This is a genomic window from Nocardia sp. CA-119907 (assembly GCF_050955995.1).
GTDB lineage: Bacteria > Actinomycetota > Actinomycetes > Mycobacteriales > Mycobacteriaceae > Nocardia.
Genome location: NZ_CP192091.1, coordinates 8,778,839 through 8,802,554 on the forward strand (window position 1 = coordinate 8,778,839; position 23,716 = coordinate 8,802,554).

The 23,716-nt window shown below is 66.2% G+C and carries 27 protein-coding genes; 5 read left to right on the plus strand and 22 right to left on the minus strand.

The window, feature by feature from the left end; translation table 11 throughout:
* Positions 1-35: 35 nt before the first annotated feature.
* From ACQP2D_RS39505 to ACQP2D_RS39535, 7 genes are all read right to left on the minus strand, one after another.
* Positions 36-2,222 (minus strand): MMPL family transporter, encoded by a 2,187-nt coding sequence (locus ACQP2D_RS39505; protein ID WP_433680997.1) that lies wholly within the window; start codon positions 2,220-2,222, stop codon positions 36-38.
* A 49-nt stretch (positions 2,223-2,271) separates the two neighbouring features.
* Positions 2,272-2,745: an EXLDI protein gene (locus ACQP2D_RS39510; protein WP_433680998.1), complete on the minus strand. Its 474-nt coding sequence runs from the start codon at positions 2,743-2,745 to the stop codon at positions 2,272-2,274.
* Between the two features lie 419 nt (positions 2,746-3,164).
* Positions 3,165-4,373, minus strand: a complete 1,209-nt coding sequence (locus tag ACQP2D_RS39515) for an MFS transporter (RefSeq protein WP_433680999.1) — start codon at positions 4,371-4,373, stop codon at positions 3,165-3,167.
* 190 nt (positions 4,374-4,563) lie between these two features.
* Complete coding sequence (locus ACQP2D_RS39520) at positions 4,564-5,424, minus strand: RNA polymerase sigma-70 factor (RefSeq protein ID WP_433681000.1); 861 nt, start codon at positions 5,422-5,424, stop codon at positions 4,564-4,566.
* Between the two features lie 34 nt (positions 5,425-5,458).
* Positions 5,459-6,412 (minus strand): NAD-dependent epimerase/dehydratase family protein, encoded by a 954-nt coding sequence (locus ACQP2D_RS39525; RefSeq protein ID WP_433681001.1) that lies wholly within the window; start codon positions 6,410-6,412, stop codon positions 5,459-5,461.
* Between the two features lie 152 nt (positions 6,413-6,564).
* Positions 6,565-7,026, minus strand: coding sequence for an NUDIX domain-containing protein (locus ACQP2D_RS39530; protein WP_433681002.1), 462 nt, complete (start codon positions 7,024-7,026; stop codon positions 6,565-6,567).
* Positions 7,027-7,030: 4 nt separating this feature from the next.
* Positions 7,031-8,242: a helix-turn-helix domain-containing protein gene (locus ACQP2D_RS39535; protein ID WP_433681003.1), complete on the minus strand. Its 1,212-nt coding sequence runs from the start codon at positions 8,240-8,242 to the stop codon at positions 7,031-7,033.
* Positions 8,243-8,371: 129 nt separating this feature from the next.
* On the opposite strand from ACQP2D_RS39535, the gene ACQP2D_RS39540 reads away from it, so the two are divergent.
* On the plus strand, positions 8,372-8,842 hold the full coding sequence (locus ACQP2D_RS39540; RefSeq protein WP_433681004.1) for a hypothetical protein: 471 nt from the start codon (positions 8,372-8,374) through the stop codon (positions 8,840-8,842).
* A gap of 99 nt (positions 8,843-8,941) precedes the next feature.
* On the opposite strand, the gene rpsQ is transcribed toward ACQP2D_RS39540, so the two are convergent.
* The 11 genes from rpsQ to rpsJ are packed head-to-tail and all read right to left on the minus strand — an operon-like array spanning position 8,942 to position 14,194.
* Positions 8,942-9,208 carry a 30S ribosomal protein S17 gene (gene rpsQ, locus ACQP2D_RS39545; RefSeq protein ID WP_364391063.1) on the minus strand — a complete coding sequence of 89 codons (267 nt, stop codon included), beginning with the start codon at positions 9,206-9,208 and terminating at the stop codon, positions 8,942-8,944.
* Positions 9,205-9,444 carry a 50S ribosomal protein L29 gene (rpmC, locus tag ACQP2D_RS39550; RefSeq protein ID WP_040686552.1) on the minus strand — a complete coding sequence of 80 codons (240 nt, stop codon included), beginning with the start codon at positions 9,442-9,444 and terminating at the stop codon, positions 9,205-9,207. The genes rpsQ and rpmC overlap by 4 nt, the downstream gene beginning before the upstream one ends.
* On the minus strand, positions 9,444-9,860 hold the full coding sequence (gene rplP, locus ACQP2D_RS39555) for a 50S ribosomal protein L16 (RefSeq protein WP_014349059.1): 417 nt from the start codon (positions 9,858-9,860) through the stop codon (positions 9,444-9,446). Before rplP ends, rpmC begins: the two co-directional genes overlap by 1 nt.
* Positions 9,861-9,863: 3 nt before the next feature.
* Entirely contained in the window at positions 9,864-10,673 is an 810-nt protein-coding gene (rpsC, locus tag ACQP2D_RS39560) for a 30S ribosomal protein S3 (protein ID WP_355179663.1), read from the minus strand.
* Positions 10,674-11,072: a 50S ribosomal protein L22 gene (gene rplV, locus ACQP2D_RS39565; protein WP_062983231.1), complete on the minus strand. Its 399-nt coding sequence runs from the start codon at positions 11,070-11,072 to the stop codon at positions 10,674-10,676. It abuts the gene before it with no gap.
* The gene (gene rpsS, locus ACQP2D_RS39570; protein ID WP_040686549.1) at positions 11,069-11,350 is read right to left on the minus strand and encodes a 30S ribosomal protein S19; all 282 of its coding nucleotides are present in this window, start codon (positions 11,348-11,350) and stop codon (positions 11,069-11,071) included. The genes rplV and rpsS overlap by 4 nt, the downstream gene beginning before the upstream one ends.
* Positions 11,351-11,365: 15 nt before the next feature.
* A complete protein-coding gene (rplB, locus tag ACQP2D_RS39575) occupies positions 11,366-12,202 on the minus strand; it encodes a 50S ribosomal protein L2 (protein WP_364391068.1) in 837 nt (278 codons plus the stop codon).
* Between the two features lie 33 nt (positions 12,203-12,235).
* Positions 12,236-12,541: a 50S ribosomal protein L23 gene (gene rplW / locus ACQP2D_RS39580; protein ID WP_040686547.1), complete on the minus strand. Its 306-nt coding sequence runs from the start codon at positions 12,539-12,541 to the stop codon at positions 12,236-12,238.
* Positions 12,538-13,212, minus strand: coding sequence for a 50S ribosomal protein L4 (gene rplD / locus ACQP2D_RS39585; RefSeq protein ID WP_433681005.1), 675 nt, complete (start codon positions 13,210-13,212; stop codon positions 12,538-12,540). Before rplD ends, rplW begins: the two co-directional genes overlap by 4 nt.
* On the minus strand, positions 13,209-13,874 hold the full coding sequence (rplC, locus tag ACQP2D_RS39590; protein WP_433681006.1) for a 50S ribosomal protein L3: 666 nt from the start codon (positions 13,872-13,874) through the stop codon (positions 13,209-13,211). Before rplC ends, rplD begins: the two co-directional genes overlap by 4 nt.
* Before the next feature lie 14 nt (positions 13,875-13,888).
* On the minus strand, positions 13,889-14,194 hold the full coding sequence (rpsJ, locus tag ACQP2D_RS39595) for a 30S ribosomal protein S10 (protein ID WP_003938093.1): 306 nt from the start codon (positions 14,192-14,194) through the stop codon (positions 13,889-13,891).
* Positions 14,195-14,703: 509 nt separating this feature from the next.
* On the opposite strand from rpsJ, the gene ACQP2D_RS39600 reads away from it, so the two are divergent.
* Complete coding sequence (locus tag ACQP2D_RS39600) at positions 14,704-15,180, plus strand: hotdog fold domain-containing protein (protein WP_433681007.1); 477 nt, start codon at positions 14,704-14,706, stop codon at positions 15,178-15,180.
* Between the two features lie 110 nt (positions 15,181-15,290).
* Positions 15,291-16,472: a lycopene cyclase family protein gene (locus ACQP2D_RS39605; protein WP_433681008.1), complete on the plus strand. Its 1,182-nt coding sequence runs from the start codon at positions 15,291-15,293 to the stop codon at positions 16,470-16,472.
* Positions 16,473-16,517: 45 nt separating this feature from the next.
* On the opposite strand, the gene ACQP2D_RS39610 is transcribed toward ACQP2D_RS39605, so the two are convergent.
* The 3 genes from ACQP2D_RS39610 to ACQP2D_RS39620 are packed head-to-tail and all read right to left on the minus strand — an operon-like array spanning position 16,518 to position 19,188.
* A complete protein-coding gene (locus tag ACQP2D_RS39610; protein ID WP_433681009.1) occupies positions 16,518-17,372 on the minus strand; it encodes an ABC transporter permease in 855 nt (284 codons plus the stop codon).
* Complete coding sequence (locus ACQP2D_RS39615) at positions 17,369-18,187, minus strand: ABC transporter permease (protein ID WP_433681010.1); 819 nt, start codon at positions 18,185-18,187, stop codon at positions 17,369-17,371. Before ACQP2D_RS39615 ends, ACQP2D_RS39610 begins: the two co-directional genes overlap by 4 nt.
* Positions 18,187-19,188, minus strand: coding sequence for an ATP-binding cassette domain-containing protein (locus ACQP2D_RS39620; RefSeq protein ID WP_433681011.1), 1,002 nt, complete (start codon positions 19,186-19,188; stop codon positions 18,187-18,189). Before ACQP2D_RS39620 ends, ACQP2D_RS39615 begins: the two co-directional genes overlap by 1 nt.
* A gap of 371 nt (positions 19,189-19,559) precedes the next feature.
* On the opposite strand from ACQP2D_RS39620, the gene ACQP2D_RS39625 reads away from it, so the two are divergent.
* Positions 19,560-21,080, plus strand: coding sequence for an aldehyde dehydrogenase family protein (locus tag ACQP2D_RS39625; protein WP_433685903.1), 1,521 nt, complete (start codon positions 19,560-19,562; stop codon positions 21,078-21,080).
* Between the two features lie 317 nt (positions 21,081-21,397).
* Here the strand turns inward: ACQP2D_RS39625 and ACQP2D_RS39630 are convergent, their stop codons facing one another.
* Positions 21,398-22,678 carry a TetR/AcrR family transcriptional regulator gene (locus tag ACQP2D_RS39630; RefSeq protein ID WP_433681012.1) on the minus strand — a complete coding sequence of 427 codons (1,281 nt, stop codon included), beginning with the start codon at positions 22,676-22,678 and terminating at the stop codon, positions 21,398-21,400.
* Between the two features lie 164 nt (positions 22,679-22,842).
* On the opposite strand from ACQP2D_RS39630, the gene ACQP2D_RS39635 reads away from it, so the two are divergent.
* Positions 22,843-23,646, plus strand: a complete 804-nt coding sequence (locus tag ACQP2D_RS39635) for an enoyl-CoA hydratase-related protein (protein ID WP_433681013.1) — start codon at positions 22,843-22,845, stop codon at positions 23,644-23,646.
* The last annotated feature ends 70 nt before the right edge of the window (positions 23,647-23,716 follow it).

The window sequence follows — 23,716 nt, forward strand, 5'->3', positions numbered from 1 at the left end:
TTCGACCAGGCCGAGGATCGGCCCGCCGCCGGTGCCTACTGGGCTCCGGAGCTGTAGTAGGTGTCCGCGTAGGCGTACCGATCCCAGTGCGCCTCGTCCGACCGACCGTCGCCGGACCCACCCGAAGCATCGCGATCCCCATGCCCCGGCCACCACGCGCGGTGACCGATGAGCGCGGTCACGGCCGGGGTGAAGAACATCGCCATCACGAATGCCGCGATCGCAATGCCGACCGAGATGGCGAACCCCATTTGGGAGAGCACATTATTGCCCGCCAGCATCATCGAAGCGAAGGTGCCCGCGAGGATCACCCCCGCCGCGGCGACGGTCGGCCCGGTATGCCGCACCGCAAGGGCCGCAGCCTGTTTCGGCTCGTTACCGGCACGGGCCTCCTCACGCAACCGCGCGACCATGAGGATGTTGTAGTCCGTGCCGAGTGCCACCACGAACAGGTACATGATCACCGGCAGGGTGAAGATCAGCCCGGAGTTGCCCTGCACGTGCTGGAACACCAGGACCGCGGCACCGAGCGTGGCGGCGAAGCCGAGGAATACCGAGGCCATCAGGTACCACGGAGCAACCAGACTGCGCAGCAGGAGGGCGAGCACGATCATGATCAGGATTCCGGCCACCGGGAACACGATCTTGTAGTCGCGCACCATCGCATCCTGGAAATCGACGTACACCGAGGAGATCCCGCCGACGACGGCCGTGCTACCCGCGGGCGCCATCGAATGTGCGGTATCCCGCAACGGATCGCGCACCGTATCCAGTGCCGCATCCGATTCGGGCGCGCCCGCGAGCGTCACCTGGAAGTCGGCGGCCATCCCGTCGCTCGAAACCGTCGGCGCCCCAACCTGACTCACGCCGGACACCGCCGCGAGCGCGGCACGGTAGACGGTGAGCTGATCACCATCGAGCGGTGCACCATTGGTGGAGTGCAGCAGCACATCGGACGGCTGAGTGGATCCGGCGGGCAGACCCTTGAGCAATTCCTTGCTGTAGACCGTGGATTCGGAGGTGTCCGAAGTCGAGCCGGAGCTGAGATCGAACGTCGGATCGAAGCCGAAGGCCAGCACACCCAAAGTCACCAGCAGACCACCGGAGACCGCCGCGAACGCTCCCGGCCGCCGGCCCAGCGCCGCGCCGACGGCGCCGAATCGCGCCCCCTTCGGCTCCTGCCGCCAGGCCTTGGAAGGCCAGAACACCTTGGTGCCGAGCAGCGAGACGACCGCGGGCACCAGGGTCAGCCCGGCGAGCAGCGCCACCGCGACGGCGATCGCCAGCGCCGGACCGAGCGCACGGAACATGCCGAGCGTCGAGAGTGTCAGCGCCATGAAGGCGATGATCACCGCGCCCGCCGCCGAGGTAATGGCCTCACCGACCTTGGTGACCGCGCTGACCATGGCGGTCTTCGGATCCTCGCCCGCGCGCAGCCGTTCCCGGTAGCGGAACATGAGGAACAGGATGTAGTCGGTGCCGACGCCGAAGAGCACGACCAACAGGATCGAGTTCACCGAACTGTCCACCTGCAGATCGAATGCCTTGGCCGCCATGGCGATCAGGCCGCCGACGGTGCTGGAGATCGCGCCGATGATAATGATCGGCAGCAGCGCGATCACCGGGCTGCGGAAAATGATCAGCAACAGCACCAGGATCAGCACGACGGTGGCGATACCGATAATGGCCATCCCCTGGGCACTGGATTCGGTCTGATCCAGCATCTGCGCCGCCTGACCGGTAACGCCCGCCTTCAGATCCGTGCCCTGCACCTGCTCCTGCAATGCGTCACGCAACTTCTCGACCGCATCGCTCTGCGTGGTATCGCCCGCATTGGTCACCTTCGTCATCTGCACGGCGGCGATCTGCACCAGCCGGTTCTCCGAGGCCGGACCGGCTTGAATTCCGATGACATCCTTGATGCGCTGGTCGTTCAACTCGGCCGCGATCGTCGCGACACTCGCCGAATCCCCTTCGCTCAGTGGCGCGCCGTCCGAGCGCACGAAGACCAGTAGCGCCGCGGGCGCCTCGTTCTGCGGAAATGCCTTCTGCTGCAATTCCATTGCCTGAATCGACTCATAATGCGATGGCAGGAAGGCGGATTGATCGGTGGTCGATTTGAGTTCCGGCGCCGAGGCCACCACCGCGATAATGATGAGCAGCCAGAGACCGATCACCTTCCACGGGTTGTGAACGACGATCGCGCCCAATCGAGCGAACATGCGGGACAATTCCTTTCGGGAATCGGTACGAGACTCGGGAGCCGATGGCTCAGATATCGAGGTCCTCGGTCTGCGGGTGCTGGGTCATATCGACCAGGGAGCGGTAGATCTTCGACGGGATCCGGCCGGCCAGATCCTCGAAGGATTCGACGATTTCGACCGTGTAGTCGGCCCAGGCCTGCTCGTCGATGTCGAATATGTCGCGCCAGTTCTTCTTCCAGTCCTTGATCCAGCTCACCGCCGCGAAGTCGGACCATTCGGATATCCGCCGATGCACCACGTACTTGCCTTTGCGGCTCAGGTAGACCCGGGTCAGCTCGACACCATCGGTCGTGTAGCTGCGCGCCTGGCCGAGCAGTCGCCCCTGGAAGCGCTGTTTGCGCCCGCCACCCGGGCCGACCTCGAGCAGGATCTCCCGGAACTCACCCGGCGCCGCGATGGCTTCGCCCGGCCTCGCCTTGGTGACATCGACGACGACGGCCAAGGATTCGGCGTCCGTGGGTGCGTTGTGATCGGTGGTCATGACTCCCCATCTCATAAATGAATGCGCACATGCGCATGATGTTTCATCGACAGTTCCTGCCGGATTCCGTCGTCGGTGGATCTTGCTCTTTCCGGCGATCGCGCCCCCGGTCATCTCCGAAGGCCGCCGAAGGGTTCAGATGTCGAGGTCTTCGATCGCCTCCTCGGCGTCGACCAGCTCGCGGTCGTTATCACCCGCGCCCACGGTCGAACCGTTCGCGCGAGTGGATGTGTGCGAACCCGCGGCCATGCCTACCTCATCTCATAAACGAATATGCAATTACGCATGGAATCAGCGCCAGCGGACCCCGTTTCGGTTCGCTGTGACGAGTTGATCTGCTGTTTTCCGGTACCCCCGAGCATGCTCCGCGGTGTCCGTCGGTATTCACTATAAGTAGATGTATACGTATAACGCAAGGCCTACGGTCGCGCGCCCTCACCACCAGCCAGGGCGGGCTGCCTTTCCCGGTCTCCGCGCCGCCGCCGCGCCACCCTGACCAGCAGCGCCAGGCCGATACCGAGTCCGAGTCCGAGCGCCCCGGCCGCTGCGAAGCCCGCCGGGAATCCGCCCGCATCGATGGCGACTCCGGCGAGTGAGCTGCCGATGCCATTGCCGAGTGTCATGGCGGCACCGTGCCAGCCGATCGCTTCACCGCGCCCACCCTCCGGAACGATCCGGCTCAGCTGGTCCACGGATGCGACGAGCGTCGGGGCGCAGAGTGCGCCCGCGATGAGCCCGGCCCCGCCGAGCGATACCGGTCCGACGGCGAAGCACATCGGAATGGTGATGGCGCCGAGCCCGGCGAGTAGGAGGTAGGTCGAGATCGGTCGATGCAGAGCGCCGTAGACGAGTCCGCCGACCAGCGAACCGAAACCCCATACGGCCATCACCACACCGAGCCACCGTTGCGCGCCGAACTCTCGAATGGCGGAGACGAAGGTCAACTCCGAACCCGCGAGTACCGCGATCGCCGCACTCGCACCGATACACAGCGCGACGAATTCGAGCCGGAACCACGCGCGCCGCGGTACGGCGGCCGAGCGATCGCTGTCATCGGAGCGCAGCGGTGGATTGCGCACCCACACGAAAACACCTGCGAGCACCAGCGCCATCTGCATCCCGAACAGGGTGAGCGTCGTCGACCAGGCCGTCGCGGCGGCGACGCCGAGCACCGGCCCGACCATGAAAGCCGTCTCCACCGACACAGATTCCAGTGCCAGGGCGGGCTGCCGGTTCTGTTCGGTGGTCGCCGCGATCACGGCCTGGCGCACCACCGTGAAGATCGGAATATCGAACAGCCCCGCCAGCGCCGCGAGCACCAGCAGCGCCCCGTACCCGACGAACGGCGCGATCGACCAGCACACCGCCCCGACAATGATCGACGGCAGAATCGTGCGCCGCAGCCCGAACCGATCCAGCATCCGCCCCCGCCACGGACCGCTCACCGCAATACACAGGGTGACAACCGAACTCAGGGCACCGGCCTGCGCGTACGACCCGCGCAGCGTCTGCACCACATGCAGCGCCAGCAGCACCGCCCCGGCGAAGAACGGTATGCGAACCATCACCCCCAGCAGCAGCACATTGCGCACCGCCGAGTTCGACAGGACCTCGCGATAGGACCGCATTCGGTCGAGGGTGTCACGCCCATCCGTCCCCGCGCCACCAATTAATCCCATGATTCGGCCCGGCCGAGACGCTCCAGCCAACCCACCAGCCGCCCTCAACTTGGGCAAGTGATCCCATCTAGGGGGATGGACAGATGCCAGCACGAAGGCACGCTGATCGATCCCTCGACGCACCCCACCTTGCGGCAGTTCAGGATTGCACGTGGGCGAGTTTTTCGGGGTTGAGAATTCCGTACAGCGCGTGAATTCGTCCGTCTCGGATATCGATCGCGAGTACCTGTTCGTGCTCGCCCCGGCGGGTCACCACCGCCGGTTCGCCATTCACCTCGATGGTGCGGACCGCATCGATCGGGGCATTGGCCTGCAGCCAGGTGACGAACGCGAGCACGGCGTCGATGCCGACGATCGGCTCCAGGGCCGCGCGCACCTTGCCGCCGCCGTCGTTGTAGGCGACGACGTCTTCGCTGAGCAGTTCGCGCAGCGCGGCGAGATCGCCGCTGCCGGCGGCGGTGAGGAAACGGGTGAGCAGTTCACCGTGTTCGGCGGCCGAGGGGTGGAACCGATCCCGACCGTCGGCCAGTCGCTTCGCGGCCCGGCTGTGTAGCTGCCGACAGTTCGGCACCGAAGCGCCGATAATGTCGGCGATGTCCTCGTACGGCAGCTCGAATGCCTCGCGCAGTACGAATACCGCTCGCTCCGGTGGCGAAAGCCGTTCCATCAGATGCAAAGTCGCGTAGGAAAGAGTGTCGCGCAGTTCCGCCGTATCCGACGGTCCGAAGGTGTCGGCCGATACCGGTTCCGGCAACCAGGGACCGGTGTACGCCTCCCGGGTGACCCGGGCCGAACGCAGTTGATCGAGAGCGAGCCTGGACACCACCGTCACCAGAAATGCCCTCGGCTCCCGGATTTCGTCTCGATCGGTGCGCAGCCAGCGCAGATACGCCTCCTGCACCACATCTTCGGCATCCCACATGCTGCCGAGCAGGCGGTATCCGAGGCCGAGCAGCATCGGCCGATACTCCTCGAAGGTCGGGTCGGCCGATGTGGTCACGGTTATCACTTTCTGCCCGGCGTTTCGGATGTGATCACGCCGCCGCGGCGCGGTCGGCGTCGAGTTCGGTCACGAATCCCTCGGCCCACGAGGTGAATCGGGGCCGCCAGTTCAGCCGCAGCCGGGCGCGGGCGTTATCGGCGCCGCGCAGTTCGTTCATGAACGCGACACCCCAGCCGCCGACCGCCAGCCGGGCCAGCGCGGCGGGCGCGGACTTCGGTGCGGGCGCGCCGAGGATTTCGGCATACCGCGGCAGCCACTCTCGCAGAGCCGCGGGCGAATCGTCGACGATATTCAAGGCTCCGCTCACCTCGGTCCGGTCGAGCGCGGCGACCACCGCACTCGCGGCGTCGTCGGCATGGGTGAACGAGAACACCGCATGCCCACCACCGACCAGCGGCACCTTGCCCGCCCGCACCTGTCGCGCGAACGATCCATCGGCCGCGTAAATGGATCCCGGGCCATAGAGATGACCGAAGCGAAGCACGACGCCGTCGGCCGCGACCGTTGCACGCTCCAGCTCGGTCAATGCCGCCAGCACCGAAACGAACTGCTTCGGTGTGCGCGAATGCCACAGGGGCGCATCCTCATCGGCGGCCCCCGCGTCGGGCTGATAGCCATATGCCAAGCCCTGACTGATGATTCGCGCACCGCCGACGGCCCGCGCGGCCTCGATCAGATTGCGTGTCCCCTCGACGCGCAGCCGATTGGTCAACGCGAACTGCTCCGCGAGCTTGCGCGGATTGATCTCCTCCGGAATCGCGGTCAGCATATTCACCACCGCATCCGGCGCCGCCTCCCGCACCGCCCGCGCCACCGCCTCGGCATCCAACGCGTCCGCGACAACCGCCGCAGCCCCCACCCGGCACACTTGCTCCGCCCCGGCCACCGACCGCGACAGCCCGACGACCTCATGCCCCACCGCCCCCAACAGCGGCACCAGGCTCCTACCGATAACCCCGGTCGCCCCAGCTACCAGCACCCTCATGACAACTCCTCACTCCGTCCCCGACGTCATCGGCCGAGGAATCCTCGATTGCACCAACAGGACGGGCGACCCGTCCCCCATGTGACAACCTCGGCTGTGATCCGAGTCACGAATAGTGAGCAGAGGCGGCTGCCCTCGGGCAGCAATGCACCTCAGGGCGCAGGTTCCCCATGTTCGAGGTAGGCCGTGCGACCGTCGAAGTGCGCGGAATGGGCCTGCCTGAGGCGGCGGCCCAGCCTGGGAACGACATACTCATCGACCTTATCGATGCGAACCCACTTCCATTCGTCGAGTTCAGTTGCCTGAAGTTCGATGGCGCGCGCATCGTCGCCGAGTTCGCCACAGTCGAATACATACAGTGCCTTATCGCCTTCGCCCTGGCTCGGCGCCCAGTCGTGGACGAGCAATCTCCTTGGCGCACGGTCGATTCCGAGCTCCTCACGGACCTCGCGTCGACACGCGGCGGTAGGCGCTTCACCCGGCTCTACATAGCCACCGGGTATATCCCAACCGTTGCCGTAGGTCTTGTGCACCAACAGCACCTCGTCACCACGGACGAAAAGCGCACCCGCCGCCATTCGTGCGCGCGCGAACCGATTGTCCCCGTCGACCATTGGATCACCTCACGATCTGCATTCGTTTGGCCAAGGCTTGCAATGCGAACGAAGGACTGCCGGGGATACTGCGCATCCACGTGAGTACCAGTTGTCGACTCAGGTAGTGGTGGCGAACTTGTTCCGGGGCCGCCTGTTCGGCGTCGAGCACTGTGGTGATCGAATCCTGTTGGCGACCCGCGAGATTGAATGCACGAGCGAGTTCGAGTTGGTGCCGGATCTGGCGCTCTATCGGCAATGCGGAAGTATCGAGGTTGGGACCGAGGCTCAGCGCGATCTGCACATCGCCCAATTCCATTGCCGTATTGACCCGGTGGATCGCAACGTTGGTCGGGCCGAAGGCGGTCCACAAGTAGTTGTGGTCGCCACCCAACCGCGCCGCCGCATGATCTGCCTCTGCGAGAAAGCCCTGGACGGTATCTCGCCGGTTATTGCGGGCCGCGGCCATTGAACCGACGAGCAGCAGAGTCCCGTACACGGACCACACATCCGGACGGTTCGCGCCGAGATGGGATTGCAGATAGTCGGCTCCGGCTTCCACCAGATTCACGGCCGGTTGTACCCGGCCCGTCGACATGACGGTGAAAGCGACGGTCCTGATCAACGATCCGATGATCGCCGGATCATTGGCGCGCTGCGCGGCGGCGAGTCCGCGCTCGGCCGCATTCCAGGCCAGGTCGGTTTCGCCGAGTTTGGTCAGCACCGACGCGGCGACCTGATAGCCCAGCGCCAATACTCGATTACTCGGTTCGTCCCCATTGCACTGCACCATCGACAGCGCCGTGGACAGCAGCACCGGCAGTCGCCCGGCGGCAAAGCCGAACTTCGAGGCCTGATACGCCGCGAATACCTCGCTCAGATCCCGTTCGAGCGCTGGGAGCTGGAACGATGGGGACCCGACGCTCGATGGTGACGATGTGCGCATCAGGTGGCTGTAGTCCATCAACGTGGCGCGCAGCGCGGGGATGGTGGAAACCCCGCTTTCACTGGTCCAGTCCAGCAGTGTCGGCTCACCGATCAGATCACCGAGCGAGACATCGAGGGCGTCGGCTAGCAGACGGATCACCGATAGCCGGTCCAACGGGATCCGGTTGTTCTCGACCTTGCTCATCCAGTCGTCGGTGCGCCCGACCAGCCCGGCGAGAGCTTCTTGGGATATACCCCGGCGGCGGCGATACCAAGCCACCCGTTCCCCGATGGTGAGATTCTGCGTCATTCCGCGCACAGGCCGATCTTCCACCTCAATTGGAAAGGATCCCGGAAGGAAATTCCGGGCGCGAACTCGATCAAGGCTCAGGCTACTGCTAAGCCAACGACATCACTGCCAGATGAGACGGGATTTACCGTGAACATCGAAGAGGTTCGGACCGTGCTCGATTGGGTCGCGTACTACCGCCAGCAGTTTCACCTGCCCGCCGAAGAACGCGGCGGCTATGTCATGCTGCCGGTGACGAACGCGGTGGGAATCGTTCACGTGCCGAAGCTATTCGCCGAGAAACTGCTGGCCGCACTCCGCCAGCAGGGCAGTCCCGGTCCGCTCTTAGCCCGGCAGATTCGCTGGACCTTCATCGCCGCCGTCGACTACTCCCCCGGCTACCGAGTACTGGACCTGCTCTCCCGCAAGGACATCCATGTTCCGATCGTCGGCAGTGCGCTGATGATCCCGACCGGCCTCGGCAGGCACACCCGGGAGGGCGCCTACTGGGTCGACCCGCCCGAGCGAGATCAGCGCCTGCCCCCGTTGTCGACGGTTATCACTACCGCGCTCGCATTGCGACCGATAAAGGCGAACCACCGGCAACGCGAAACTATCTGACTCGGCGCAAATAAAAAGGACCGCCCCGCCGGAAATACTCCGGGGGACGGTCCTTTTCAGAGCTGTCATTTCGAGCGAACTGCACAGCAGTCGCTGAAACTACTTGGCCTTCTCCAGCACCTCGACCAGACGCCAGTGCTTGGTGGCCGACAGCGGCCGGGTCTCCATCAGCTGAACGCGGTCGCCGATACCGGCGATCTCGTTCTCGTCATGCGCCTTCACCTTGGTGGTGGAGCGAATGATCTTGCCGTAGAGCGGGTGCCGCGTACGGTCTTCCAACTCGACAACGATGGTCTTGTTCATCTTGTCCGAGACCACGTAACCGATGCGGACCTTACGGGTACCGCGCTTTTCCTGTTCACTCATGCCGCATCTCCCTTGCCAGCGGGTGCCGAGGCCAGGCCGAGCTCACGCTCACGCATGACCGTGTAGATGCGCGCGATCTCGTGACGCACGACGCGCAGGCGACGGTTGTTGTCCAACTGACCCGTCGCCATCTGGAAGCGCAGATTGAACAGCTCTTCCTTCGACTCGCGCAGGCGGGCGACGAGCTCCTCTTCGTTGAGCTCGCGGAGCTCTGCGGCCGGTGTACCGGTAGCCATCAGAACTGCTCCTCCCTGGTCACGATCCTGCACTTCATGGGGAGCTTGTGCATCGCGCGGCGCAGGGCCTCACGAGCGATCTCCTCGTTGGGGTAACTCATTTCGAACATCACGCGTCCGGGCTTGACGTTCGCGACCCACCACTCCGGCGAACCCTTACCGGAACCCATGCGGGTTTCGGCGGGCTTCTTGGTGAGCGGGCGATCCGGGTAGATGTTGATCCAGATCTTGCCACCACGCTTGATGTGGCGAGTCATCGCGATACGCGCGGACTCGATCTGCCGGTTGGTGACGTAGGCGGGCTCGAGAGCCTGGATGCCGAATTCACCGAACGCGACCGAAGTGCCGCCCTTGGCCATGCCGCTGCGGCTCGGGTGATGCTGCTTCCGGTGCTTGACCTTCCGTGGCATCAGCATGCGTCAGCCCTCCTGTGTTTCTGCCGGGGCGTCGGCAACCGCAGTGGCAGCGCCTGCACGCCCGGCCTCAGTGCTGGTCGCGGTGGTACCCGAGGAACCGGACCGACGCGGGCGGCTCGGCCGCTCACGACGCTCGCGGCGGTCACCAGCGGCGGGCGCGGCCGCAGCCGTGACCTCACGCTTGCCACCGACGATGTCGCCCTTGTAGATCCAGACCTTCACGCCGATGCGACCGAAGGTGGTCTTGGCCTCGTAGAGGCCGTAGTCGATATCCGCGCGCAGCGTGTGCAGCGGGACCCGACCCTCACGGTAGAACTCCGAGCGCGACATTTCGGCGCCGCCGAGGCGGCCCGAGCACTGCACCCGGATGCCCTTGACGTTCGGCGAACGCATGGCCGACTGGATGGCCTTGCGCATTGCGCGACGGAACGCCACACGGTTCGACAGCTGCTCGGCCACACCCTGGGCGACGAGCTGCGCATCCGACTCGGGGTTCTTGACCTCGAGGATGTTCAGCTGCACCTGCTTGCCGGTGAGCTTCTCCAGCTCGGCGCGGATGCGGTCGGCCTCGGCGCCGCGGCGGCCGATGACGATACCGGGACGCGCGGTGTGGATGTCGACGCGAACCCGGTCACGGGTGCGCTCGATCTCCACCTTGGAGATGCCCGCCCGCTCCATGCCGGTGGCCAGGAGCTTGCGGATGGCGACGTCTTCCTTCACGTAGTCCGCGTACTGCTTGTCCGCGTACCAACGCGACTTCCAGTCGGTGGTGATACCGAGGCGGAAGCCATGGGGGTTGATCTTCTGTCCCATTTACTTTGCCCCTCCCTTCCGGCGGCTGCGAGCAGCACCGGCGGTGGGCACGCTCTCGACCTCGATGGTGATGTGGCTGGTGCGCTTGCGAATCCGGAACGCGCGGCCCTGGGCCCGCGGCTGGAAGCGCTTCATGGTCGCGCCCTCGTCGACGTACGCGGTCGAGATGACCAGCGTGGCCGGGTTCAGACCGAGGTTGTTCTCGGCGTTGGCCGCGGCGCTGGCGACGACCTTGGCGACCGGTTCGCTCGCGGCCTGCGGCGCGAACTTCAGGATCGCGAGTGCGTCCTCGACCCGCTTGCCGCGGACCAGGTCCACGACACGGCGAGCCTTCATCGGGGTGACGCGAACGTGCTTCGCCGTCGCCCGGGCAGTCGGGTTCTGAGTCTCAGTGGTCATCGCCGCTTGCTCTTCCGGTCTTCCTTGACGTGGCTCTTGAACGTCCTGGTGGGCGCGAATTCACCCAGCTTGTGGCCGACCATGGACTCCGAGACGAACACCGGCACATGCTTGCGGCCGTCGTGGACGGCGAAGGTGTGACCGATGAAATCCGGGATGATGGTCGAACGACGGGACCAGGTCTTGATGACCTGCTTGCTGCCCTTCTCGTTCTGCACGTCCACCTTCGCGAGGAGGTGGTCGTCGACGAACGGGCCCTTCTTGAGGCTGCGTGGCATTTCTTACCTCCTCCTTCAGCGCTTCTTGCCGGTCTTGCGACGGCGGACGATGAGCTTGTCGCTCGGACGGTTGGGCTTGCGGGTGCGGCCTTCCGGCTGACCCCACGGCGAGACCGGGTGGCGACCACCGGAGGTCTTGCCCTCACCACCACCGTGCGGGTGGTCGACCGGGTTCATGACGACACCACGGACCGTGGGACGGCGACCCTTCCAGCGCATGCGGCCGGCCTTACCCCAGTTGATGTTCGACTGTTCGGCATTGCCGACCTCGCCGACGGTGGCGCGGCAGCGCACGTCGACGCGGCGGATTTCACCGGAGGGCATACGCAGCGTGGCGTAGGGGCCTTCCTTACCGAGCAGCTGGATGCTCATGCCGGCGGCACGGGCCAGCTTGGCGCCACCGCCCGGACGCAGCTCCACATTGTGGATCGTGGTACCGGTCGGGATATTGCGCAGCGGCAGGTTGTTACCCGGCTTGATGTCGGCGGTGGGGCCGGACTCGATCGGGGTGCCCTGCACCACGCCCTTGGGGGCGATGATGTAGCGCTTCTCGCCGTCGCGGTAGTGCAGCAGCGCGATGTTGGCGGTGCGGTTCGGGTCGTACTCGATGTGCGCGACCTTGGCCGGGATGCCGTCCTTGTCCAGGCGACGGAAGTCGATCAGACGGTAGGCACGCTTGTGGCCGCCACCGCGGTGCCGGGTGGTGATGCGACCGTGGGCGTTGCGGCCACCCTTGCTGTGCAGCGGGCGGATCAGCGACTTCTCGGGGGTCGACCGAGTGATCTCAGCGAAGTCCGAGACGCTGGAGCCACGCCGGCCCGGCGTTGTCGGCTTGTACTTACGGATTGCCATGAGTTCTTCTCTGCTTTCTGGAATCCCAGGCGCTTACGCGACCGGGCCTCCGAAGATCTCGATGGGCTTGCTGTCGGCCGAGATGGTCACGAGCGCGCGCTTGGTGTCCTTGCGCTTGCCGTAACCGAAGCGGGTCCGCTTGCGCTTGCCCTGACGGTTGGCGGTGTTGACGCTGGTCACCTTCACGCCGAAGACCTTCTCGACGGCGATCTTGATCTGCGTCTTGTTGGAATCCGGGTGCACGATGAAGGTGTAGGTGCCTTCCTCGATCAGTCCGTAGGACTTCTCCGAGATGACCGGCGCCAGCAGAATGTCGCGGGGGTCGGCGATCGTGGTCACTTGCTCTCCTCCTGTGCGGCTTCGGCGGGGCCGTGCACGAAGGCGTTCAAGGCCTCGACGCTGAACACCACTTCATCGCTTTCCAGCACGTCGTAGGTGTTGAGCTGATCCGGCGCGATCGGGTGCACGAACTCCAGGTTCTGCACGCTCTTCCAGGCCGCGATGTCCTCACGTCCGAGGACGAGGAGGAACTTCTTGCGGTCCGACAGCTCGGACAGGAAGGACTTCGCGGTCTTGGTCGAGGGGGTCTGCCCCGAAACCAGTTCGCTGATCACGTGGATGCGCTCGTTGCGCGCACGATCCGAGAGAGCCCCACGCAGTGCGGCGCGGACCATCTTCTTGGGGGTGCGCTGGCTGTAGTCACGCGGCTGCGGACCGTGCACGGTGCCACCACCGGTGAACTGCGGCGCGCGGGTCGAACCCTGACGGGCGCGGCCGGTGCCCTTCTGGCGGTACGGCTTCTTACCACCACCGGAGACCTCGCCGCGAGTCTTCGTCGCGTGCGTGCCCTGGCGTGCGGCGGCGAGCTGCGCGACGACGACCTGGTGCATCAGCGAGATGTTCGCGGTGACATCGAAGATCTCCGCGGGGAGCTCGACGGTGCCGTTGGTCTTGCCGCCGAGTTCCTTGACCGGGAGGGTCAGGTTGGTCTTCTTCTCGACGCTGGTCATGCGTGCGCACCACCCTTCACTGCGCTCTTGACGATCACGACGCCGCCCTTGCGACCCGGGATCGCACCCTTGATCAGCAGCAGGCCGTTCTCGGCGTCCACCTTGTGAACCGAGAGGTTCTGCGTGGTGACGCGGTCGTTACCCATGCGACCCGACATGCGCATGCCCTTGAACACGCGGCCGGGGGTGGCGCAGCCACCGATGGAACCCGGGCGACGGTGCACCGCCTGCGCACCGTGCGAAGCGCCCTGACCACGGAAGCCGTGGCGCTTCATGGTGCCGGCGAAGCCCTTGCCCTTGCTGGTGCCGGTGACGTCGACGTAGGCGCCCTCTTCGAAGACATCGGCGCTGATCTCCTGGCCGACCTCGAAGGTGGAGGCGTCCGCGACCCGGATCTCGGCGACGTGGCGGCGCGGGGTGACACCGGCCTTGGCGAACTGGCCGGAGACCGGCTTGTTCACCTTGCGCGGGTCGATGGCGCCGAAAGCGACCTGGACGGCACTGTAGCCGTCGCGCTCCACGGTGCGGATCTGGGTTACGACGTTCGGTCCGGCCTTGATGACGGTCACGGGGACGACGCGGTTCTTGTCGTCGAACACCTGGGTCATGCCGAGCTTGGTGCCCAGGATGCCCGCCGCGGGCCTGTTCTTGTTATCAGTCATGATTCGAGTCCCCGTCACTGAATGTTGACGTCGACGCTGGCCGGGAGATCGATGCGCATCAGGGCATCAACCGTCTTCGGCGTCGGGTCGAGGATGTCGATCAGCCGCTTGTGCGTCCGCATCTCGAAGTGCTCGCGCGAGTCCTTGTACTTGTGCGGCGAACGGATGACGCAGTACACGTTCTTCTCGGTCGGCAACGGCACCGGCCCGACCACACGGGCCCCGGTGCGGGTCACCGTCTCCACGATCTTGCGCGCGGACGCGTCGATCGCTTCGTGGTCATAGGCCTTGAGCCTGATGCGGATCTTCTGTCCCGCCACGCTAAGTGTCCTTTTCTCCGCTTATCGTTCGTGGTCCGGAAGCCGGCTTCCGTACCACCTTCAATTGCACAGCCCGAACACACGAAAGACGTCTCAGTGAGACCCCCGACCGGGCACACCACCCGGCTCGGCCGGTTGGCATGCGACAGTCTCGCCGCTGTTCATCTGTCATGGTTCTCCGGTCCACGCGGTCGGGCGTGTCGCCCATCCGCTCATTCCTCGGCCCCGGTTCGAAACTTCACCTGGCCTGGAACGCTGTCCCGGACGCACCCGCGCTGGCAGGCAGCGGGGTACACGATTGGGTGTTGCTCGCCTCACCACCCGCCACAACCGCGGAACGGCATGACCCGGTGCAAGGCAACCCGAACAGTATGCCCGACGCCGTTGGCGACATCAAATCCGCCCCCACCCCTCAACCCGCCACCAGGTCAGAGCCCGAATCTCGGGCGCGCCACCGGTTGCGGGACGTGGGCGAAAGCGCTGAACTTACTTTTGAGTAAGATAGGGGCATGACGAAGCAGACCGCGACCCATCGCATCTGGACGAAGCTGCCGGACAATCGGCTGGGGCACACCCTGTTCTCGCTGGGCATGGTGGCCCGGGTGCCCTATTTCGGCACGGTGCTGCCGAGCGTTGTGCGGTTGGAACCCGGACTGTGCGAGGTGACCTCGCCGAAGTGGTTCGGCATCCACAACCATCTGGGCACCTATCACGCGATCGCGGCATGCAATCTGGCCGAGGTGGCCATGGGGATGCTGAGCGAGGCGACGGTGCCCGATACCCACCGCTGGATCCCCAAGTCGATGAATGTGCAGTACCTGGCCAAGGCCGAGACCGGACTGCGCGCGGTGGCGAAGCTGGCCGAGTTGCCCGACTTCACCGAGATCACCGAGGGCCGGGAACTGGTCGTGCCGGTATCCATCTACGACAAGCACGGTCTCGAGGTCGTGCACGCCGATATCACCACCTGGGTCACGCCCAAGTAGGTCATGCCCTCGCCCGGTCCCGAACCGGTGAGCGGCGCCACGGGGGCCGCGAGTCTGTGGGCCGGAGGCGGTGTTGCGGGCGCACGGCCGGAGCGGATTGAATGCGAAGCATGAGTGACAGCGCGGTCCGGGAATTCGACCTCTGCGTGGTCGGGCTCGGGCCGACCGGACGGGCGCTGGCGCATCGGGCGATACGGGCCGGATGCGCCGTGGCGGCCGTCGATCCGCGACCCGACCGGCTCTGGCCGCCCACCTTCTCCTGCTGGATCGATGAGCTGCCGGAGTGGCTGCCGCCCAGCGCCATTGCCGCGCGCATTCCGAAGCCGACGGTCTGGACCAAGTCCGAGCATCGTATCGACCGGCCCTACTGCGTGCTGTCGAAAACCGGTCTGCGCGATGCGCTCGCCCTCGACGAGGCCACCGTATTCGCCGGTCGGGCCGCGCGAGTTGATGCCAATGAGGTGGAGCTCGCCGACGGCACGATCCTCAGAGCGGCAACGGTTTTCGATACCCGCGGACTGCCCACGCTCGGACAGCGCCGGGCCGCGAGCGCGCACGGCATCTTCGTCGACGCGGAGACCGCGGCGCCGATGATCACCGAAGGCGAGGGGCTGCTATTGGATTGGCGCCCGGACAACGGTGCGGGGCCGGACGAACCGCCGTCGTTCCTCTACGCCGTCCCACTCGGCGACGGCACCGTGATCTTCGAGGAGACCAGCCTCGGCCTGCGTGGCGGCATGCCGCAGCACGAATTGCGCAGGCGCACCCTGAACCGCCTTGCCGCACATGGCATCCCACTCACCGGCGATGAGCCGACCGAGGCCGCGCACTACCCGCTCGACCAGCCACCGCCGAAAAAGGGTACCGCCCAGGCGATTCCGTTCGGCTCCCGCGGCGGCATGATGCATCCCTGCACTGGCTACAGCGTCGCCGATTCGCTGGCCCTCGCCGACACCGCCGTCACGGCCCTGCGGCAAGGCCGTGACCCCATCGCCGAACTCTGGCCGTGGCGGGCGCGGCTGGTGTACTGGATGCGCATGCGCGGCCTCTGGGGCCTGGGCCGCCTGACCACCGAACAGTCCATCGCCATGTTCGACGCCTTCTTCAGCGCCACCCCACGCGGCCAACGCGCCCTACTCTCGGCCCACGACGACTACACCGCCCTCGGCGCCGTCCTCTTCAACACCGTCGCGCACACCTGGCCCTTCCACTGGCGCTACGACCTGGTCGGCTGGACCAACCGAAACCGCTGGCTGAACTACGATTTCACGGAGCCGCTCGAGCGCATCTGAGCACCCGGCCCGGTCGGCGCGGCGGCGCGGACCGGGCCGGGTTCGTCAGGCGCCGGTTTCGGCGGCGCGTTGGTAGCCGCGGATGGCGGGGTAGGCGAACACGATGGTGAGGCCGACTACCCAGGCGACGGTCTCGAGGAGGGGTTCGGCTACCGAACCGCCGTAGGACAGGCCCTTCATGGCATCGATGGCACAGCTCATCGGCTGGTTGGCGACCACGTCCTGGAGCCAGATCGGGTAGGCGAAGACCGGTACGAAGCCGGTGTTGAAGAACATCAGCAGGGTGTTGAAGATGCCGATCAGGCTGACGAGCATGACGCCCTCGGTAATGGTCGCCAGTGCGGTGACGAGCACGGCGAAGCCCACCCCGAACAGCACCGGAATGCCGATGAGCGCGATGGCCGCGAGCGGACCCTGGCCGAAGCGGAAGCCGAGGGTGAAGCCGACCGCGATCACGAACAGGGTGGTGACCAGGACACGGACCGCCTCGGCAAAAAGCCTGCCGGTCAGTCCGGCCGCCCGGTGCACCGGCATGGTCCAGAAGCGCCCGAGCAGTCCGGTGAACTTCTCACCCTTGAAGCCCAGCGCACTGACCACCGCACCCGACATCGCCGCGACCAGCGTGATCAGCGCGACCTGCCCGTAGATGCTCGGCATGCCGGTGGCCGCGGTGATCGAATTGCCGAGCACGATGCGGAACATCAATAGCGTCAATGCCGGATAGACCAGTGTCTGGATGGTGGTCGCCGGATCGCGCGCCCACACCAGCAGCAGTCGCTTGCACTGGATCAGGCTGTGCACGACCCAGGTGGACAGCGCGCGTTCGGACGGCGCGATGACCCGCGGCAGCACCTCGAAACCGTCGATCTCGGTGCGCTCCACAGTCTCGACAGAACTCATGACCGCCTCACGCTCGCCCAGATCGCCAACGGGGTGAAGACGATCGCCGCACCACCCAACCAGACCAGCGGCACCCACAGCACATCCCAGCTCACCCCGTTATGGGCCATATCGCGCAGCGCGAAGGAGAACTGGGAAATCGGCTGATTACGCACGAACGGTCGGATCCACATCGGAAAACTGCGCTCCGGGACGAATCCGCACGAGAGCATGCCGAAGATCAAGGTGGGCAATGTCAATGCCTGGCTCAGCGATTCCGGACTCTTGGTCAGACTGCCGAGTGCGTCCGCGCCGAGTGCGAGCACGGTACCGACCGCGATCGAGAACACGCAGAACAGCACGGCCTGACCGGGACCGGCGACGAATCGGAAGCCGATCATGTAGCCGAAGATGATGGCCGCGGTCAGCGAGGTGAGCGAACGAACCAACCCGGCGGCGATGCGCGCGCTCAAGGGCACCATGGCGCCGATCGGCATCGTCTGTAGTCGGGTGCTCAGACCGGTCAGCGCCTCGTAGGCGGCCAGCTGCGCATTCGACATCATGGTGAAGGCCATGGTCTGCAGCACGATGATCGGCATGACGAACTGGGCATAGTCGATGCCCTGGAACTTCATCACATACCGCAGCGGCAGATAGAAGCCGAGGGTGAACACCAGCGGGGTGATCATCGCGACGATCAGTTCGCCCTTGGTGGCCATGGTCCGGATGATGCGTCCGGTCAGCGCCTGCCACTGCGCGAAGGAGGACAGCCGGGCCGCGGGCAGCTCGGCGAAGAGCAGCGCCGAATCGGGCTGCTCAACGGTTGCGGAACTCACTAGTGGCCGCCCGAATGGCCGGTGATGGACAGGAATACGTCATCGAGCGAGGGCCGCCGCAGCGCGATATCGGCCAGCTGGATCGCGGCGGCGTCGAGCCTGCGCAGCGCCTCGGACAGGGTAGCGGCACCATCGGGCGCCGGAATCGAAAGCCGGTCCCCGCCATTGATGTCGGCGAGCACCGCGGCGGGCACCAGATCGCCGAGCGCGGCGGCGGCCTTGCCGAGCTGGGTCGGATCCAGCGGCACCACCTCGCAGTAGCTGCCGCCGGTCTTCTCCTTGAGCTCGTCGGCGGTGCCCTCGGCGATCACCGTGCCCTTATCGATGACGATGATGTTGTCGCTGAGCACGTCGGCTTCCTCGAGGTACTGCGTGGTGAGCAGCACCGTGATGCCCTGATTCTTCAGCGCGGTCACCAGATCCCACACGCCCTGACGGCTGCGCGGGTCCAGACCGGTGGTCGGCTCGTCGAGGAACACCACCTCGGGGCGCACCACCAGTCCGCAGGCGATATCGACGCGACGACGCATACCGCCCGAATAGTTGCGCACCGTACGACGCCCCGCGCTCACCAGGTCGAATTCCTCGAGCAGGACGTCGGCGCGCTTGCGGGCGGCGGATTTGCCCAGGCCCATCAGGCGGCCGAACAGCTCCAGGTTCTCGCGGCCGGACAGGTTCTCATCGAGTGCGGCGTACTGACCGGTCATCATGATCGAGCGCCGCACGCCCGCCGGATCCTTCTGCACATCGTGGCCCGCGACGACGGCGGTACCCGAATCCGGGCGCAGCAGGGTGGACAGCACCTTGACCATGGTGGTCTTGCCCGCGCCGTTCGGCCCTAGGATGCCGAGCACGCTGGCCCGCTCGGCGGTGAAGCTGATGCCCTGCAGCGCATGCACATCGCCGAATGACTTCCGGACGTCGGCAACGACGACCGCGGCCTCACCACTGTCGAGCGGTGGGTCGCTCGCGTGCGAATCCGGTTGGTTCAAGCTCGGCATCAACTCTCCACTATGTCTGATCGGCGGCGGTCGCTAGGCGTTCGGCATGAATACGTCCCGGTTGGTGATCCCTGCCGCCAGGCGTGATGTTACCGGCCCGCGCATTCCGGCATGGCCGACCGCGCCATACCCACCAGTCCGAAACCTAAGTGTGTCCTTCATCACATTTGCGGTGGCCGATCCGCCACGGCCGCGATCGTCGCTGGTCGCGGCCGCCAAGGGCAGCGTAGGGGCGGTACGAACGCCTTGTCGGGCCGTCGCGGCGACCATAGTCTGCTAGACGGGGGAACACGCACTCACTCGTTTGCGGCAGTACCGCTTTCGCCTAGCGCGCAGCGGTCTGCGGCGGATCGACCCTGCGAGAGGTGACCATGGCCGAGACCGCGCAGCCGAGGCTGGCAGCGCATACGGGAGGATCGGGCCGACCGAACGTGCTGACGTCCTATGACCCGCGCACCGGCGAAATCGTCGGCAACTACGCCGTGATGGGCGCCGGTGAACTCAACCGCACCGTGCGCGCCGCACGCTCCGCCGAAAAGTGGTGGGCGGAACTGGGATTCGGCACCCGCAAACGCTGGCTACTGGACTGGAAGCGCAGCATCGCCAGGCGCGCAGGCGAATTGGTGGAGATCCTGTGCGAGGAAACCGGAAAACCGGAGGCGGACGCGGCAATCGAGGTGATGCTCGCCGTCGAGAATCTGGATTGGGCGGCCCGCAACGCCGCCCGGGTACTCGATCGGCGCAAGCTCGGATCGACCTGGCTGACCCGCAATCAGCACGCGTCCGTCGGCTATCTGCCGCTGGGCGTCGTCGGTGTGCTCGGACCGTGGAACAACCCGGTCTTCACCCCGATGGGTTCGATCGCCTACGCGATGGCCGCGGGCAATGCCGTGGTCTTCAAACCCGATGAACTCACCACCGGCGTCGGGGTCTGGCTGGCCGACAGCTGGAACAAACTGGCGCCGAATCAGCCTGTGCTGCAAGTGGTCACCGGCGATCACGCCACCACCGCCGCCCTGTGCCGGGGCAAGGTGGACAAAATCGCCTACGCCGGTTCGGATGCGGGCTCGCGCGAGGTGATCTCGCTGTGCGCGCAGACCATGACGCCGGTGGTGGTCGAGCGGAATGGCAAGGGCACCATGGTGGTTCACGTAGACGCCAAACTCGACGAGGCCGCGGAGGCCGCGGTCTTCGGCGCGATGGCCAATGCGGGCCAGAACTCCACCGGCATCCAGCGGGCCTATGTCGCCAACTCCGTCTACGACCGATTCCTGGAACTGGTGGTCGAGCAGGCGCGGCGGCTGCGCCCCGGCGCGGATCGGCGCGCCTCCTACGGTCCCATGATTCTGGAATCACAGGTCGACGTGGTGCGCAGACAGGTGCGCGACGCGCTGGCCAGGGGCGGGCGCGCGGTGGTCGGCGGACTGGACTCGATACGCGAGCCCTATATCGAACCCATCGTGCTCGCCGAGGTGCCGGAGGAGAGCGTCGCGATCACCGGTGAGGGCATCGGGCCGGTGCTGATCGTCAACAAGGTCGCGAATATGGACGAGGCGGCGCGGCGGATCAACGCGGTCGGCAACGGTGTCGCGGTGTCGGTGTTCACCCGCGATGTGCACGGCATCGAATCCTTCGCCGAACAGCTGCGGGTCGGCGTTGTGACCATCAATTCTTCGACCACCTACGCCGGAATCCCCGCGTTGCCGTTCGGTGGCGTCGGCGAATACGGGCAGGGACACCATCACGGCGACCAGGGACTGCGCGAATTCAGCCGGACGCTGGCCATCGCGCGCAAGCGTTACCGCGCCCCGGTGAACCTGTCCACCTTCGATCGACACACCCGGCACCTGCGCACCGCAAAGACCATCTTCCGAGTGCGCCACGGTCGCTAGAGCTGAGCCCAACCGCGAATCACTTCATACGCCCCCACCACGGAGCGAGTCTTACGAGCGACCGTTCGCGGCCCGTCTCGCGTCCGAGCCGTCGAAGCGCATGCCACGCAGCCGCAAGCCTCAGCCGCTGGACAGTGCACCTCGGGCGTCGAACTACCCGCCCTGGGCGACCACCACGGAGCGAGTCCTACGAGCGACCGTTCGCGGCCCGTCTCGCGTCCGAGCCGTCGAAGCGCATGCGACGAAGTCGCGAGTCTCGACGGCTCGGACGCGAGACCCCAGGGGGCCGCGAACACGCCGTGCCGCAGGCGCGGCAATCAGACAGAGCGCAGGACGGCTTCCATCAGGGCGCGTACGCGTGCGATCTGCTCGGGCCGGGAGTCGAATTTGGTCAACCGGCCGACGTCGATCACCTGACCGAGCGCGGCGTGCACGCGGAAGCGCGCCTCGATCTGATCGCCGTCGAGCAGGTTGGCCCACTCCAGCACATTCTGGCGCTGGATGGCGCGCAGCTTGTGCTGTTCGGCCTGTGGCAGATTGCTGAATTCGGCGTAGTAGACCGGCATGATCTCCGGCATCGAGAAGGTGAGTCGGGCATAGCGGTCGGCGATGCGCCGGACCGCGTCGGGGCGGCTGGTCGCCTCGGCCAGCGCCTCGGTGATCGCGATGGCCACCCGGTCACCGGTGCGATGGAAGGCGGCGGCGAGCAGATCGGCCTTGCTGGTGAAGTACCGGTAGACGCTGGAGGCATTGATGCCGACGGCCGCGCCGATCTCCTCGATGCTGGCCTCGTGATAGCCCTGGCGGCCGAAGATCCGGATCGCCTCGGTGAGCAGCTGTTCGCGCTTCGAGGTGATCGGCAGGCCGCGGGCGGCCGGTCCGGGGTCGGGTTCGGTCGGCGCGGGCGGCAGTTCGGCGCGCAGGATCGACCAGCACATCTCGCGCAGCAGCGGCAGCAGCCGGGCGGTGGCCAGCGCGGTGCGATGGGAGGAGATGCTGGCGATGGCGCTGAGCACTCCGGCGGCCAGCATCGCCACATCGGCGGGCGGCGCGGTGGGGCGCAGCTGTCCGATCGGCTCGGCCAACAGCGCGTTGAGCGCGTCGTAGACCTTCCTGATCCGGGCCCGGTCCTCGGCCTCCAGATAGCGCCGCTCCCAGCGGTACAGCCCGGCCTCGCGGCGGATGTCGATGGTGTGGTCACTGAGCGCCTTGATCAGCGCGTCGAGCCTGGCCTCCGGCGCCAGGTTCGGATCGTCCGCGCCGCGCGCGACCTTCAGCAGGTGCAGTGCGCCTTCCTCGGCGGCCGCGACCAGCAGCGCGTACTTGTTCGCGAAGTGGCGATACAGCGCGGGCCCCGAGATACCGACCTCGGCCGCGATCTCGTCGACGCCGACCGGGTAGTACCCGCGTTCGCTGAACGCGCGCGCGGCGGCGCGGATGATCTGGACCTTGCGGTCCTTCGGGCGACGCCGGACCGACGGGGTGGGTTCCGCGGCGGCCCGAGCCCCACCCGCGTCGGAGCGCGCGGGCTCGGGGTTGTTCCGAGTGACCCGCAAGCGATCGCCAGCGATGTCGACCTCGCTGCGATCCGCGACCATGTAGCTCTCCGTTCTGCGGCGGCGCCGTCGGTTGACAGCGCCGGACAAATCATCCTAAGTTAACCACAATTCGCAAAGTTAACCACCATTCATGGCCGGCCGTAGCGATCGCGGGTTCCTGGAAATCGCCCAGCACCCGCCGAATTCCAGACCAGGAGCAGCACATGAGCAACCCCGACTCCGCGACCACGACCGCGGGCTTCAGCGCCGTCCACGACGGCAAGGTGCTGCGGGTAACGATCACCAAGCCGACGCGGAAGAACGCCATCGACTACGACACGATGGTCGCCCTCGGTGACACCTTCCTGGCCGCCGCCACGGACCGCTCGGTGCGGGTGATCGTACTGACCGGTGCGGGCGGCGACTTCTGCACGGGAGCCGATCTTGCCGCAACCGCGTCGGAAGCGCAGCGCGGCATATCGTCGGACATGGTGATGGACGCTGCCAACCGGCTCGTGAAAGCCATTGTGGACGCTCCGATTCCGGTCATCGCCCGGATCAAGGGCGCGGCCGCCGGTGTCGGTGTCGGCATCGCGCTCGCCGCCGATCTGGTCTATGCCGCCGAGGACTCCTACCTGCTGCTCGCCTTCATCAATATCGGCCTGATGCCCGACGGCGGCGCGGCCACCATGGTCGCGGCGGCGGCCGGACGCGCGCTGGCCGCGGAGATGGCGCTGCTCGGCGAGCGGCTACCCGCGCCGGCGGCCAAGGCGGCCGGCATGTTCACCGCCGTGGTCCCCGAGGACGAACTCGACGCCTTGGTCGAGGCGGCGGCCGCCAAGATCGCCGCGGGCCCGCGCCGCGCGCTCGAACTCACCAAGAAGGCGCTCAACGCCGCGACCCTGTCGGCACTGGACGGCTCACTCGCCGCCGAAAAGTCCGGCCAGAGCGAACTGCTGAAGTCCCCCGACTTCATCGAAGGCGCGACCGCCATGCTCACCAAGCGCAAGCCGGTCTTCGCGGACTGATCGCGCCGACCAGTTCGGCGGGGCTCGGGGAGGCGGGCAAGTGATCCCGGGCACAGTCGTGCCCGAACAA

What these genes read in the sequence shown, in the direction of transcription:
- rplB (WP_364391068.1), bottom strand. Translation starts at nt 12,202, where the DNA reads ATGGCAATCCGTAAGTACAAGCCGACAACGCCGGGCCGGCGTGGCTCC.
- ACQP2D_RS39505 (WP_433680997.1), bottom strand. Translation starts at nt 2,222, where the DNA reads ATGTTCGCTCGATTGGGCGCGATCGTCGTTCACAACCCGTGGAAGGTG.
- rplD (WP_433681005.1), bottom strand. Translation starts at nt 13,212, where the DNA reads ATGACCAGCGTCGAGAAGAAGACCAACCTGACCCTCCCGGTCAAGGAA.
- ACQP2D_RS39635 (WP_433681013.1), top strand. Translation starts at nt 22,843, where the DNA reads ATGAGCAACCCCGACTCCGCGACCACGACCGCGGGCTTCAGCGCCGTC.
- ACQP2D_RS39600 (WP_433681007.1), top strand. Translation starts at nt 14,704, where the DNA reads ATGACGAAGCAGACCGCGACCCATCGCATCTGGACGAAGCTGCCGGAC.
- ACQP2D_RS39630 (WP_433681012.1), bottom strand. Translation starts at nt 22,678, where the DNA reads ATGGTCGCGGATCGCAGCGAGGTCGACATCGCTGGCGATCGCTTGCGG.
- rpsC (WP_355179663.1), bottom strand. Translation starts at nt 10,673, where the DNA reads ATGGGACAGAAGATCAACCCCCATGGCTTCCGCCTCGGTATCACCACC.
- ACQP2D_RS39535 (WP_433681003.1), bottom strand. Translation starts at nt 8,242, where the DNA reads ATGACGCAGAATCTCACCATCGGGGAACGGGTGGCTTGGTATCGCCGC.
- ACQP2D_RS39510 (WP_433680998.1), bottom strand. Translation starts at nt 2,745, where the DNA reads ATGACCACCGATCACAACGCACCCACGGACGCCGAATCCTTGGCCGTC.
- ACQP2D_RS39625 (WP_433685903.1), top strand. Translation starts at nt 19,560, where the DNA reads ATGGCCGAGACCGCGCAGCCGAGGCTGGCAGCGCATACGGGAGGATCG.
- rplP (WP_014349059.1), bottom strand. Translation starts at nt 9,860, where the DNA reads ATGCTGATGCCACGGAAGGTCAAGCACCGGAAGCAGCATCACCCGAGC.
- ACQP2D_RS39525 (WP_433681001.1), bottom strand. Translation starts at nt 6,412, where the DNA reads ATGAGGGTGCTGGTAGCTGGGGCGACCGGGGTTATCGGTAGGAGCCTG.
- rplC (WP_433681006.1), bottom strand. Translation starts at nt 13,874, where the DNA reads ATGACTGATAACAAGAACAGGCCCGCGGCGGGCATCCTGGGCACCAAG.
- rpsS (WP_040686549.1), bottom strand. Translation starts at nt 11,350, where the DNA reads ATGCCACGCAGCCTCAAGAAGGGCCCGTTCGTCGACGACCACCTCCTC.
- ACQP2D_RS39515 (WP_433680999.1), bottom strand. Translation starts at nt 4,373, where the DNA reads ATGCGGTCCTATCGCGAGGTCCTGTCGAACTCGGCGGTGCGCAATGTG.
- rpsQ (WP_364391063.1), bottom strand. Translation starts at nt 9,208, where the DNA reads ATGAGTGAACAGGAAAAGCGCGGTACCCGTAAGGTCCGCATCGGTTAC.
- ACQP2D_RS39530 (WP_433681002.1), bottom strand. Translation starts at nt 7,026, where the DNA reads ATGGTCGACGGGGACAATCGGTTCGCGCGCGCACGAATGGCGGCGGGT.
- rpmC (WP_040686552.1), bottom strand. Translation starts at nt 9,444, where the DNA reads ATGGCTACCGGTACACCGGCCGCAGAGCTCCGCGAGCTCAACGAAGAG.
- ACQP2D_RS39620 (WP_433681011.1), bottom strand. Translation starts at nt 19,188, where the DNA reads ATGCCGAGCTTGAACCAACCGGATTCGCACGCGAGCGACCCACCGCTC.
- rplV (WP_062983231.1), bottom strand. Translation starts at nt 11,072, where the DNA reads ATGACCACTGAGACTCAGAACCCGACTGCCCGGGCGACGGCGAAGCAC.
- ACQP2D_RS39610 (WP_433681009.1), bottom strand. Translation starts at nt 17,372, where the DNA reads ATGAGTTCTGTCGAGACTGTGGAGCGCACCGAGATCGACGGTTTCGAG.
- ACQP2D_RS39605 (WP_433681008.1), top strand. Translation starts at nt 15,291, where the DNA reads ATGAGTGACAGCGCGGTCCGGGAATTCGACCTCTGCGTGGTCGGGCTC.